Source organism: Streptomyces genisteinicus, assembly GCF_014489615.1.
GTDB classification, from domain to species: Bacteria; Actinomycetota; Actinomycetes; order Streptomycetales; family Streptomycetaceae; genus Streptomyces; species Streptomyces genisteinicus.
Genome location: NZ_CP060825.1, coordinates 5,819,672 through 5,832,329, shown reverse-complemented (window position 1 = coordinate 5,832,329; position 12,658 = coordinate 5,819,672). Strand labels below are relative to the sequence as shown.

Annotated in this window: 8 protein-coding genes; 4 read left to right on the top strand and 4 right to left on the bottom strand. The window is 72.7% G+C overall.

The genetic code is table 11. From position 1 onward, the window contains the following. Window positions 1-163 precede the first annotated feature (163 nt). On the bottom strand, window positions 164-775 hold the full coding sequence (locus IAG43_RS25090; RefSeq protein ID WP_187742944.1) for a hypothetical protein: 612 nt from the start codon (window positions 773-775) through the stop codon (window positions 164-166). Between the two features lie 264 nt (window positions 776-1,039). Between IAG43_RS25090 and IAG43_RS25085 the strand changes: the two genes are divergently transcribed. The 3 genes from IAG43_RS25085 to IAG43_RS25075 all read left to right on the top strand — a co-directional run bounded on the left by IAG43_RS25085 (window position 1,040) and on the right by IAG43_RS25075 (window position 3,916). After that, window positions 1,040-1,906 (top strand): metallophosphoesterase family protein, encoded by an 867-nt coding sequence (locus tag IAG43_RS25085; protein WP_246574548.1) that lies wholly within the window; start codon window positions 1,040-1,042, stop codon window positions 1,904-1,906. Continuing rightward, complete coding sequence (locus tag IAG43_RS25080) at window positions 1,903-2,622, top strand: 4'-phosphopantetheinyl transferase family protein (RefSeq protein WP_187742942.1); 720 nt, start codon at window positions 1,903-1,905, stop codon at window positions 2,620-2,622. The genes IAG43_RS25085 and IAG43_RS25080 overlap by 4 nt, the downstream gene beginning before the upstream one ends. Before the next feature lie 262 nt (window positions 2,623-2,884). Then, window positions 2,885-3,916, top strand: a complete 1,032-nt coding sequence (locus tag IAG43_RS25075; protein WP_187742941.1) for an ROK family protein — start codon at window positions 2,885-2,887, stop codon at window positions 3,914-3,916. A 381-nt stretch (window positions 3,917-4,297) separates the two neighbouring features. Here the strand turns inward: IAG43_RS25075 and IAG43_RS25070 are convergent, their stop codons facing one another. After that, a complete protein-coding gene (locus IAG43_RS25070) occupies window positions 4,298-8,335 on the bottom strand; it encodes a GDSL-type esterase/lipase family protein (RefSeq protein WP_187742940.1) in 4,038 nt (1,345 codons plus the stop codon). 343 nt (window positions 8,336-8,678) lie between these two features. On the opposite strand from IAG43_RS25070, the gene IAG43_RS25065 reads away from it, so the two are divergent. Beyond that, window positions 8,679-9,101 (top strand): peptidase inhibitor family I36 protein, encoded by a 423-nt coding sequence (locus IAG43_RS25065; RefSeq protein WP_187742939.1) that lies wholly within the window; start codon window positions 8,679-8,681, stop codon window positions 9,099-9,101. A gap of 60 nt (window positions 9,102-9,161) precedes the next feature. On the opposite strand, the gene IAG43_RS25060 is transcribed toward IAG43_RS25065, so the two are convergent. Both IAG43_RS25060 and IAG43_RS25055 read right to left on the bottom strand, forming a co-directional pair. Then, window positions 9,162-10,190: a LacI family DNA-binding transcriptional regulator gene (locus IAG43_RS25060; protein ID WP_187742938.1), complete on the bottom strand. Its 1,029-nt coding sequence runs from the start codon at window positions 10,188-10,190 to the stop codon at window positions 9,162-9,164. Next, window positions 10,187-12,616: a glycoside hydrolase family 2 protein gene (locus IAG43_RS25055; protein ID WP_187742937.1), complete on the bottom strand. Its 2,430-nt coding sequence runs from the start codon at window positions 12,614-12,616 to the stop codon at window positions 10,187-10,189. The genes IAG43_RS25060 and IAG43_RS25055 overlap by 4 nt, the downstream gene beginning before the upstream one ends. Between the last annotated feature and the right edge of the window lie 42 nt (window positions 12,617-12,658).

Here is a 12,658-nt window from a genome sequence, read left to right as displayed (position 1 = left end):
CGCACCGGACCGGCCGGAGCGATCGGAGGGGCCGACCGGCCGGCCGGGGACGACCGACCGCGCCGGAGCGGGCCCGCGCGACCGAGGCCGCTCACGGGGGGGGGCGACTCCTCCGCGAGCGGCCTCCGTCACGCGACGAGGGCGTCCGGGGGCCGCACGGCCCTCACTCCTCGAAGTAGGCGTCGAGCACGGCGTCGAGCCCGGCCGTCCACTCCTTCAGCCGGGCGCGGCTGTCCGCCTCCACGTCGGCGTTGAACCAGCGGTTGGCCGCGGTGTGCACGGTGACGGTGAACCGCCGGCCGAAGCGGGCCGGGGTGATCTCGACGGCGCCGATCTCGTCCCAGCGGAAGTCGGCCTCCTGGTCGTCGAGGCGGAAGACGATGCCGTCGCGGCCGGCGGTGATCGAACCGCGGCGGTCGCTCGCCTCGAAGGCGGGGCCGTCGTCGTCACCGGCGGTACCGGAAGCGGACGGCACCGCGTCGGCCACGTCGCCGTCCACGTCCTCGGCCGCCTCATCGCGGGCGTCCGCGTCGGCACCGGTCTTTGCCGCCGGGCCGTCAGCGGCGCCGGTGCCGGTGTCGCTGTCGGCGGCGGTGTCGTCGTCGGCGCGGGTGCCGTCGGCCGCGGCGGGGGCGGAGTCCTCGGGCTCCTCCTTCCCCGGCGCCCCGGCAGGGGCCGCCCCGGACGGAGACACACCGGTCAGGCCGGGCACGAAGGACGGGTTCGTACTCGCGGCGAACTCGGGCTTGGTGTTCGGGTCTATGCGCTGCTCCACGGCGGGCAGTATGGACGACGAACCTGTCAGAGGCCAATGCGACCGCCCGGTACGGGACACGCCCGCCGGGCAGTTGCCCGCCCGTCCGCACGGAGTCCGGGTCGTGCCCCGCCCCGCGTCCGCCCCCGCCGGGTCCCCTGTACTGCGGGGAGCGGCACACGCGCTCCGCCCCGGGGGGTGCCCCGGGGCCCGTCGCGGCACTACTCTGGCGGTGAGGTGTGCCGGGCGCCGGATCGGGTGGCCGGGATCGAGCACGATACGGGGGTGGCCGTGCAGGGCGGTGACGGGACGGGCCGGCTGCTCGCGGTCAGCGACCTCCACGCGGCCATCGGCGACAACCGGCGGCACGTCGACGCGGTGCGGCCCCACTCGGACGCCGACTGGCTCCTGGTCGCGGGCGACGTGGCCGAGACGAGCACGGACATCGAGTCCACCCTGCGCATCCTGGCGGGCCGCTTCGCGAAGGTCGTCTGGGCGCCGGGCAACCACGAGCTGTGGACCGTGCCCTCGGATCCGCTGCGGCTGCGCGGCGAGAAGCGCTACCGCCATCTCGTGGAGATGTGCCGGGAGTTGGGCGTGGTGACGCCCGAGGACCCGTATCCGGTCTGGCAGGGACCCGGCGGACCGCTCACCGTGGCACCGCTGTTCGTGCTCTACGACTACACCTTCCGCACGCCGACGGCGTCGTCCAAGGAGGAGGCCCTGGCGCAGGCCGAGGAGGCGGGCGTGCTGTGCACCGACGAGTTCATGCTCGACCCGGCGCCCTACGCCGGCCGTGACGCCTGGTGCCGGGCCAGGGTGATGGAGACCGAGGAACGGCTCGCGGCGGTCGACCCGTCCGTCCCGCTGGTCCTGGTCAACCACTATCCGCTGGTGCGGGAACCCACCAGGGTCCTGCGGCACCCGGAGTTCGCCCAGTGGTGCGGCACCGAGCTGACCGCGGACTGGCACGTGCGGTTCCGCACGGCCGCCGTCGTCTACGGGCACCTCCACATCCCGCGCACCACCTGGTACGACGGCGTCCGCTTCGAGGAGGTGTCGCTCGGCTACCCGCGGGAGTGGCGCGCCCGCGGCATGGCGCTGGGGACCAACCCGTGCCGCCAGATCTTCCCCGAGGTGGAGAAGCCGTGATCGAGGACATCCTGCCCCCGGGCATACGGTTCGCCGAGGCGTTCGACGATGCCGGGGCACCCGACTGGTTCCCCGAGGAGGAGGCGGCGGTCGCGCGGGCGGTGGCGAAGCGCCGCGGCGAGTTCGCGACCGTGCGCCGCCTCGCCCGGACGGCGCTCGGGGAACTCGGCGTGCCGCGGATGCCGCTGCTGCCCGGGAGGCGGGGGGCGCCGCAGTGGCCCGCCGGGATCGTCGGCAGCATGACCCACTGCGCCGGGTACCGGGGAGCGGTGGCGACGCGGGGCACCGAGTTCGTCTCGGTCGGCATCGACGCCGAGCCGCACGAGGCGCTCCCCGAGGGCGTGCTGGACGTCGTGGCCCGCCCCGAGGAGCTGGAACACCTGGCCGCCTGGCCCGCGCGGGGCGCCGGGGTCAGCGCGGACCGGCTGCTGTTCAGCGCGAAGGAGTCCGTCTTCAAGACCTGGTACCCGCTGACCGGGCGGGAACTGGGCACCGAGGAGGCGTCGATCACCTTCACCTGCGAGACGGCGGTGTCCGGCTCCTTCACCGCCCGGCTGCTGGTGCCGGGCCCCGTGGTGGGCGGGCGGCGCGCGGACCTCTTCACGGGCCGCTGGACGGCCCGGCGGGGGCTGTTGCTGACGGCGGTGGCGCTGCCCGCCGTCCGGATCTCCGCGCACACGGCGTACGACGGCCCGGCACGGCTGCCCGCCTGCTGAGCGAGGCGCGCGCCGGGGCGGGAAGCGCGGATCGGCGCACAGGACGTCTCCGCCACCGCACGGAACGCCCCCGTCACCGCGCCCGACGGGGCCTGCCCCCTCCCCCGCGCAGCCGGCCTCCGGCCGCACGGCCGTCCCCGGGGGTTGCTGGGATTTTACTAAACCATTACCTTAACTAAACGGTTTACTAGACAACGTTGTCACATGCCGTCAGAGTGGGCGGAACGGGGGAATCGCTCCCTTCACGAAAGAGGTGGGTGAGGTGACGACGGTGTACGGCGCACTGGACATCGGAGGCACGAAGATCGCGGGGGCGCTCGTCGACTCGGCGGGGACGGTCGTGGTGCGCGCGCAGCGCCCCACCCCCGCACGGGAGCCGGCCCCGGCTCTCATGGCAGCCGTGGACGAGGTCCTGGGCGAACTCGCCGAGGATCCCCGGTGGGACGCCGTGTCCGCGCTGGGCATCGCGAGCGCCGGTCCCGTCGACACCTCCGCGGGCACGGTGAGTCCCGTCAACATCCCCGGCTGGCGCCGCTTCCCGCTCGTCGACCGGGTGGCCGCCCACCCGCGTCTGGCACGCTGCGCGCGGCCCGTCCTCGCGGGCGACGCGGTGGCGATGACCGCGGCGGAGCACTGGCGCGGCGCCGCCCGGGGAGTGGCCAACGCACTGTGCATGGTGGTCTCCACGGGTGTGGGCGGCGGGCTGGTCCTCGGCGGGTCGGTCCACTTCGGGCGCACCGGGAACGCCGGCCACATCGGCCACATCTCCGTCGACCTGGACGGGGCGGTGTGCCCGTGCGGGGCCCCCGGCTGCGTGGAGGGCCTGGCCAGCGGGACGGCGATCCTCGCCCATGCCCGGCAGGCGGGCTGGGCCCCGCCGCCGGGCACCGCCGCGGACGCGGCGGCCGTCGCGGCATCGGCCCGTGCGGGCGATCCGCGGGCCCTGGCGGCCTACGAGCGGGCCGCGCAGGCCCTGGCGGCGGCGATCGCCGCGACCGCGGCGCTGGTCGAACTCGACCTGGTGGTGATCGGCGGGGGCGTGGCGCAGGCGGGCGAGGTCCTGTTCGCACCGCTGCGACGGCGACTGGCGGAGTACGCGGTGCTCGACTTCACCCGCGGCCTGCCCGTCGTCCCGGCCGGACTCGCCCTGGACGCGGGGCTGGTGGGCGCGGCGGCGGTGGCCGCGGCCGTGGTCTCCCGTCCCCCGGCCGGGGCGCGGACGGGGGCGGTCCCGACGGCACCGGCACCGGCACTCAGGACCGGCGCGGGGGCAGTCCTGGGTACGGGCGCCTGAACCCGCCTTCCCCCGGCATGAGCCGCCGTCGGCGGGCGGAGAGGAGTCCGGGCGCTCGCCACCGGGCGGGCTCCGGGCCGTGGCGCCGCGAGCAGGCGCGGCGCCGGGCGGGGCGGACGGCCGCATGAGCGCGTCCGGAGCCGGGCGGGGGGCCGGAGCGAAGTCCCCGACGCCCGCATGCCGCACGGGCCCCACTGGGTGGAGGCACCGGCACGTGCACGACGGCACCCGCCCCCATCGACGGCGCGCCATGGGTGCGGGCCTTGTATGCCCGGGCCCGCACTCATCGGTCGTCTGTGACCGTGACCGCGAGGCGCCCCGGACCCGGCCCGGCGGACCGCGCGGATGCGGGGTCGGGGCGGAGGTCCGGGGCGCCACGGTTCAGGAGCGGTAGTCGCGCAGGAACAGCGAGGGGCTGGAGTCCGTACGGGAGGCGTTGACGCCGTCTCCGCGGGAGTAGTCCACGCCCTCGTTGGCGGCCCAGTCCTGGATCGGGCCGGCCGCGCTTCTCAGGTGCTGGAAGGTGCTCGCGTCACCCGCGGCGGAGCCGAACTGGTACAGCCGGGAGGTGTCGCCGTAGGGATGGTAGGGCTCGTACGGGCCTCCGGGGGTGCGCTGTTTGGCCAGGGTGTTGTGGAAGAAGACGTTCTGCGGGCCGGTGGAACCCGACCAGCCGATGCCCTTGCTGCCGGCGGCCCAGTAGATCGGCCACCAGGTGCCGTCGTCGCCGGCGCCGCCCTCGCCGCCGCAGTTGGTGTCGCACTCGCCCGAGGAGTGGTTGTACGGCACGCGGACGGTGTTGTTCTCGAACAGGTTCCTGCGTTCCCAGCCGCCGTGCAGATTGAGGTCGGAGTCGAAGTCGTTGCCGATCGCGACGTTGCCCGACGCCGACCACTGGAAGGTGAAGTGGCGGAGGTTCCGGCTGGTGTTGGAGGCGTACAGCGAGTCCCAGACCCGTGATCCCCGCAGGTAGCCGTTGCCGCCCTTGCCCTTGTTCCAGGAGCCGTCGAAGACGTTGCGCTCGATCTGGATGTTCCGGGCCACTTCGGTGACGACGGGGTGCGAGCCGACCATGTCGGCGTGCACGCCGCGCACCCAGGAGTCGCGGGCCCACTTGAAGACGATGCCGTGCATGGCGTACTCGGGGGCCAGGTTGCCGTAGTTGTGGACCGCCTGGGCCGGGTCGAGCTGGTAGGTGCCGCCGCCGAGCTTCGGCAGGCCGTTCAGGTCCTCGGTGAAGGAGAAGTCCTCGAAGCCCACATCGGTGATCATCTTCAGCGCGGTGACCTTGCTGGCGTACGCCTTGCCGCTCACCCCCAGGGGCGGCGAGCCGTCGGAGGTGGAGTCCACCGGGAGGTCGTACTCCAGCGGCTTGTCGAGGGTGACGGTGCGCTTCGCGGTGTCCACGGCGGTGATGGTGAACACCTGCTGGCGCATGTGCAGGTTCTCCAGCCGGCCGTCGTTCTCGGCGTCCGCGATCTCCTGCGACTGGTAGAACTTCAGGCTGTTGGCGGCGCCCACCCACAGGTCACCGCCCGGCTTGAAGGCGTCCATCTTCGCGTTGGCGTTCAGCTGGACGACCCGGTCGCCCTGGCGCGCGGCGTAGTCGGCGTCGCCGGGGGACCCGCCGACGGCGACCCCCGACTCCCAGTGCTGGTTGATCGACCCCTCGAAGAGGTCCCGCCGGTTCTCCGGGATCTTGGAAGGAAAGCCGCAGATGCTGGCGTACTTCTCGGCGGCCTCCCTGGTCTGGACCCGGAACAGGCCGCGGCCCGGCCAGATCCAGCCGCCGGTGCCGACGTTGTTGCCGGTGGTGAACTGGCACTTGTGCTGCATGCCGGCCTGGTCCCAGCGCTCGCCCCTGGCGGTGAGGACGTCGTACCGCGTGTTCTCGTCGGGGCGGAAGACGATCCGTGAGCCGTTCTCCGGGTCCGATCCCTGACCCCGTACGAGCAGATAGGAAGCGTCCACGGAGAGCTGCTTGCTGACGTTGAGCACCCCCTTGGGCAGCTCGATCACCGACAGCCGGCCGGCACTCGCGTGCGGAGTGCAGTGATCACGGATCCGGTCGATGGCCTTCTGGAGGCCCGCCGTGTCGTCCTGCCCGTCATCGGCCTTCACCTGGAACTGCGACTCCAGTGCGGAGGGGCCGAAGTGGCAGGCGGAGTCGGAGGTGCGGGCGGCGGCGGACGGCAGCAGTTCGCCGCCGCGGTACCCGGCCCGGCTCCAGTCGGGCAGCCCGGCCACGGGGCCGCGGCGATTGCCGCGCCCGAGGTCCTGGTCCGAGTTGACCGAGCCGTCCACGGCGCCGGGCAGGGAGTTCGGGGTGCCCACGCAGGAGGAGGCCACCGGGTGGTCACCGAGCTGGGCGGCGATCTTCGTCAGGCAGGCGGCGAGCGCCTGCTGGCCGTAGCGGTTCGGGTGGATCGCCTCCTGCTGATGCCCCTGGGCCTGCCACGGCAGGTCCTTCGACCCCTCGAACAGGTACGGGACCCAGCGCACCCACTCGGCGTGGTGGGCGCTCAGCGGAGCCGTCAGCCGGTGGCTCGAGTCCGCCTGCCTCGTCGTCGTGCTGCACAGCTCGTGCCCGGCGAAGGCGCTCTGCAGGTCCAGGAAGGAGACACCCGCCTCGTTGGCCGCGCCCCGCAGCATGTCACTGATCCGGGGCACCACGGAGGTGTGCGCCCAGTCGCTGTCGGCGTCGAGGAAGGGGCAGCCGCCGTTGATGTAGCGGCCGTAGTTGGCGGGCGGCACGGGAGCGTTCTCCGCGTCGCGGTAGTTGTGGCCCCTCGGCAGCGGGTTGGCGTAGGACTGGAGGACGATCTGGTACGTGCCGTCCTCCTGCCCCGCCTCGCGCAGCACCGTCCGAATCGTCTCGACCGCACCCACGACCTTGGCCCGCACGGGGCCGAGGCTCTCGGCGAACTCCTCCTCCTTGGCCCCCCGGCAGCCCTTGTTGAACAGCGACGGGTAGAAGTACGCCTTGACGCAGTCCTGGAGGATCTCGGAGAACTTCAGGTCGTTGCCGCCGACGGAGACCACCACCATGCGCACGTCGTTGTTCTGCGCGATGTCGCGGAGGTCCTCGACCTGGGGCCGCTGCCCCTTGAACCCGGTCGTGGTCACGTTGTCGGTGGTGGCTCCCGAGCAGGCGATGTTGAAGCGCCGCTCCAGCGGTACGCCCTCCAGTGCGAGGCCCCGGATCTCGGCGGAGTCGGACCTGTCGCAGGCGTCGGCGCCCCGGTCGTACCCGGTGTCGCCGTAGATCCGCGACACGTCGTGGTCGCACGTGCTCTCGTCGGCGTTGCAGTTCACGGCGGCCCGGTCGGTGCCCCAGGCCGAGCCGGTCGCCGAGGCGGCCGCGTTGCCCGCCCAGCGTCCGCCCTCGCCGGAGATGTAGCTGTCGCCCATGGAGACCACGGCGGGAGGCAGGCCGCAGGAGCCGTCGTCGGCGGCGCGGGCGGCACGGGATGCCGGGTTGTAGACGGTGATGCTGCCCCAGCTGTCGCCGCACGTGGGGCCGCCCGCGGGGGCGAACCGCACCGGCCAGTGGTCGGAGGTGCCGTTGCGGCTGTTGATGGACACCGAGAGGTTCTCCAGCTGGTCACTGGCGATCATGTAGTCCAGTGCGTAGCCGGAGAGCTGGGTGGTCGCGGGAGGGCCGTCGGGGCGGCCGTTGCCGGTGGCGTAGAAGGTGTTCGGGAACCGGCCGCGGGTGGGGGCGGCGGAGGAGTTGAAGTCGCCCAGGGCACGCCAGCTCTGCCCGGCCATGGTCTGGGAGATGGTGTCGATCAGGGCGACGGCGTGCGGGTTGGGGGTCTCCCCGGAGCGGATCGACGCGGCGTGGATGTTGAAGTACCAGGTGTCGCCCAGTTGTACGCCGAACGCGGGGCGGGTCCTGATCCACTTGTTGGCCGGGTCGGCGGCGGGCAGCACGCGGACGCGCGGGGCGAGTGTGCCGAGGTCCTCGGGGGCGTCCTTCAGCCAGATGGCCATGGACTTCTGGGTGTTGCCCTCGGTGCCGGCGTCGGGGTCGTCCGTGCCGGTGTTCTGACCCCAGGCCGTCTTGTCCAGGATCTTCAGGTAGATCAGGACGCCGGGGGCCGCACGCGTGCCGGGCTTGCCCCAACGAGCAGCGCTCACACGGTATTTGAGGCTGGGCAGCCCGGTCGGGGTCTGCGTGGTGTCGGTGCTGTTGTCGAGGAGCACCTGCTCCCCCGTGAAGTCGCTCGGCGGCTTCACGGTCTCCTGGAGGGCGATCACGTCGGCGGCCTTGAGCAGGGACGACCTGACGAGGTCCCAGCGGGTGCCGCCCTGGGTGTTGAACGTGATGGACGACTCGGTGACGTCTTCGGCGGCCTGCGCCGGCGCGGGTGCGACCAGGGTGACGAGGGAGGCGAGCAGCGCGGTGCAGAGCACCTGCACGAGTGTGCGCCGGGGTCCGGGGCCGGGTCTGTGCCGGGTGGCACGGCCTGGAATGTGAAGGAAGTGCAGGGACACGGTGGTCTCTCTTCTGGGGCCGCTGGGTGCGGCGTCTCCTCAGCCGCGGGATGCGGCTTTCTGCCCGTGGGGGGCGTCGGGCAGCAGCGAGAGACTACAAATCCGATCAGGTGTGTGGGCTCAACACCCCATCTATGGCCTGTTGTTGACTATCCCGGACCTGCACCTGACGCACACGATGGGGCTTTGCCGTGAAGATCGCGGAGCGTCGCTCCGTGCGGTCCGGACCGAGCCGCACCGGCGGTTCAGAAGGTGGTAGGCCATGGGAACGAGTTCATCGGGAACGAGATCGCTCAAGGCGGCTCTCGCGACGGGCGTGGTCGCCGGTGCGGCCCTGCTGTCCGCCGCGGCCCCGGCCTCCGCGGCCAACCCGCCGTATTCCGGCTGCCCGAGCTGGGCCCTGTGCCTCTACCAGCACGGCGGGGGCACGGGCTCCAAGGCGATCATCACCCCGACCGCCGGCATGGTCACCCTCTACAGCGTCCACTTCCTGAACGGGGACCTTGCCAACAATCAGGCGTCCTCCTGGCTGAACAACTCCACCTGCCAGGTGAGGTTCGTCGACGACCCGTACAACCACTCGGACCTGGACTTCACTCCGAGCCATCAGTACGGCGCCACGGGCGACTGGGCCGGCCAGTTCGCCAACGACAGGCTGACCGGGGTGCACTTCTCCTGCCCCTGAGCAGGCTCGGGCCCGCAGCATCGTCTGCCCGAGACGACGTCGAACCTCATTCCGGAACGATCAGTGGTGGGGGGCGGGCGCCGTCGAGCCGCGGGGGGTGAGGGACGGAGTGGGGACCTGGAGCGCCCCCGTGTGCGTGCCCTCGATCACGCCGAACAGCGTGCGTGCCACCTCGGCGCCGAAGTGGTGCACATCGTGGCTCATGGCCGACAGCGTGGGATGGGTGATGCGGCACAACTGCGAGTCGTCCCAGGCGAGCAGCGACACGTCGTCGGGCACGACGAAGCCCATCTCGGCCGCGACCCCCGCACCGGCGACGGCCATGATGTCGTTGTCGTACACGATCGCCGTGGGCCGCTGCGCGGCGAGCAGCAGGGAGCGGGTGGCCCTGGCGCCCTCCTTGCCGTCGAACCCCGTCGCGATCTGCCGTCCCTCCTCCAGCCCCAGCTCCCGCATGGTCGCGGCGAACGCCGCGGCGCGGATCGCACTGTGACCGAGCCCGGCCGGGCCGCCGACCCTGGCGATGCGCCGGTGCCCGAGGGCGGCCAGATAGCGGACGGCCTCCGCGGCGGCGGTGGCGTCGTCCGTCCACACCGCAGGGAACGCCCCGGTCAGCGACGGGTGGCCGACCGCGACGGCCGGCAGCCCGATCGCCTGGAGGGAGGGGACCCGCGGATCGTTCTCGTGGAAGTCGACGAGGACGGCGCCGGCGATCGTCTGGCTGCGCCACCAGGTGGTGTAGAGCTCGATCTCCTCGTCGAGATCGCGCACCAGGCGCAGCAGCAGCGAGCAGGAGCGTTCGGCCAGGACGCTCTCGATGCCGGAGATGAAGTCCATGTAGAACGGTTCGAGCCCGAGGAGCCTCGCGGGCCGGCACAGGGCGAGCCCGACGATGTCCACCCGCTGGCTGGAGAGGCTGCGCGCGGTCACGTTGGGAGCCCAGCCGAGTTCCTGTGCCGCCGCGAAGATGCGTTCCCGGGTCGCCTGCGACACGCCCGGTTTCTGGTTGAACGCCAGCGACACCGCGCCCTTGGAGACTCCGGCGCGGGCCGCGACGTCCTTGATGGTGACGCGTGCGGGGCTGTTCACGCCGTGTCCACGCAGAAGAGGGCCGCCCGCACGTCCGCCTCCGTCACCGGCGGGCAGCCGGTGACGCGGATGCGGACCTGCTCACCGGGGAGCAGGGTGACGAGGCCCGTGTCGGCCGCGGCCGAGGGGTCGAGCCGGTCGGCCTGGAGGAGGAGATCCCTGAGGAGGGTGTGCGCGCTCACCACGACATCGACCCTATCCTCCTCGCCCCGGACCCGTTCCACGCCGACGTCGTACGACGGACGCGGGTAGGCGAAGTCCTTGTCCGGCACGGCGAAGTGCAGGGCGCGCAGGCCGTCGGCGTCAGCGGTGAGGAACTCCTCGGCGGACCGGCCGGCCGGCACGAGATCCGCGGGGACCGGCAGCCGTACCACCGAGCGGGGTCCGGCCGTGACGTCGAGCACGGCCCGGTGCAGGGTGCTGCCGTCGGACTCCATCAGCCGCAGCGAGACCGACGTGTGCCACTCGGCGGCCGACTGGTTGACCACGGCGAGCGTCAGCCCGCCGCCGTCGCCGGCCGCGTCACCGTCGCCGTGGCCCGGCAGCAGGGTGAGCAGGCGGTCGGCGTAGACCCGGCGCAGTTCGTGGTGGAGGGGCTTGAGGCGCCCGTCGCCGTCGATCGCGGCCCAGGAGCTGACCGGCCAGCAGTCGTTGAGCTGCCACACCACCGTGCCCGCGCACACCGGCCAGTGGGAGCGCCAGTGCTCGATCCCGGCGGCGACCGCACGCGCCTGGACGACCTGTGTCAGGTGGTGCCAGCGGTCGAAGTCGTCCTCGGGGAGGGCGAAGTGGCGGGCCACGCCGCGGTTCAGCTTGCCGTTGCCGTCCTCGGCCTTCTGGTGGTGCAGCATGCCCGGGGAGTCGGGAGCGAGGTCCTCGCCGGGCAGCGAGCGCCGGAGGGTGGCCATCGCGGGCGGCGCCTGCCAGCCGAACTCGGCGACGAAGCGGGGCACGCTCGCCCGGTACTCCGCATAGTCCTGCCGGTTCCACACCTCCCACGAGTGGTGGGTGCCGTGCGCGGGGTCGTTCGGGTGGTGGTCCCAGGAACCGGACCACGGGCTGCCGGCCGTGTAGGGGCGGGTGGGGTCGAGTTCGGCGACGACACGGGGCAGCAGGCCGAGGTAGTAGCCCTCGCCCCAGGAGTCGCCGGCGAGCTCGGGCTCCCACTCCCAGTCGCGGAAGCCCCAGAGGTTCTCGTTGTTGCCGTTCCACAGCACGAGGGAGGCGTGCGGCATGAGCCGGACAACGTTGTCGCGCGCCTCGGCCTCGATCTCTCCGCGCAGCGGCTGCTCCTCGGGGTAGGCGGAGCAGGCGAAGAGGAAGTCCTGCCAGACCATGAGGCCCAGTTCGTCGCAGGCGTCGTAGAAGGCCTCGTCCTCGTAGATGCCGCCGCCCCAGATCCTGACGAGGTCGATGTTGGCGTCCACCGCCTGCCGGAGGCGGGTGCGGTAGCGCTCCGGGGTGATGCGGGAGGGGAAGGCGTCGTCGGGGATCCAGTTGACGCCGCGCGCGAAGATCCGCTCACCGTTGACGACGAGGGTGAAGCCGGTGCCGTGCTCGTCGGCGGACCTGTCCAGTGCGACCGTGCGGAAGCCGATCCTGCGGTGCCAGGTGTCGAGCACCGTGCCGTCGCCTGCCGAGAGCGTGACGTCGAGGTCGTGGAGGGCCTGGTCGCCGTAGCCGCGGGGCCACCAGAGGCGGGCGCCGGGGACGTCGAGCAGGATCACCGCCTCGTCGCCGTCGAAGGAGACCTCCGCCGTGCGGCCGTCCACGGCGGCGCGGGCGGTCAGCGCGCGGCCGGCGCCGGTGGCGGTGCGCTCGACGGCCAGGCGGACCTCGACACGGCCCGTGCCGTCCTCGACGGTGACCAGCGGCCGGACGGAGGCGACGCGCGCCACGGACCAGTGCTCCAGGCGGGCCGGCCGCCAGATGCCCGCCGTGACCAGCGTCGGCCCCCAGTCCCAGCCGAAGTTGCAGGCCATCTTGCGGATGTACTGGGAGGGCTCCGGATAGACGTTGGGCCGGCTTCCGGTCACCTGCCGTACGGCTTCGGCCTCGTCGTAGGCGGAGGTGAAGTGCACCTCCAGCCCGCCCGTCAGCCCCGTGACGTCGAAGCGGTAGGCGCGGTGCATGTTGCGGGTGGTGCCGAGCTCCCGGCCGCCGAAGGTGATCCGCGCGGCGGTGTCCAGCCCTTCGAAGACGAGGTCGGTGCGCTCGTGGGTGCTGCCGTGCGCGACATCGGTGCGGTAGGTCCAGTCGCGGCGGCCGATCCACGCCACCTCCTTCTCGCGCTCGCCGATGTACGGGTCCTCGATCAGGCCGGCCGCGAGCAGATCGGTGTGGACGCAGCCGGGGACCGCCGCCGGCAGCGACTCCCCGTCGTGAAGCAGGTGCCAGCCGTCGGTGAGCTGGGTGACGTCCTTCATGGTGCGGCTCCAATCGCCGTGACGCAGGCCGGATTGCGGACA

Coding starts and splice junctions, on each gene's coding strand:
- IAG43_RS25065 (WP_187742939.1), top strand. CDS start 8,679: ATGGGAACGAGTTCATCGGGAACGAGATCGCTCAAGGCGGCTCTCGCG.
- IAG43_RS25055 (WP_187742937.1), bottom strand. CDS start 12,616: ATGAAGGACGTCACCCAGCTCACCGACGGCTGGCACCTGCTTCACGAC.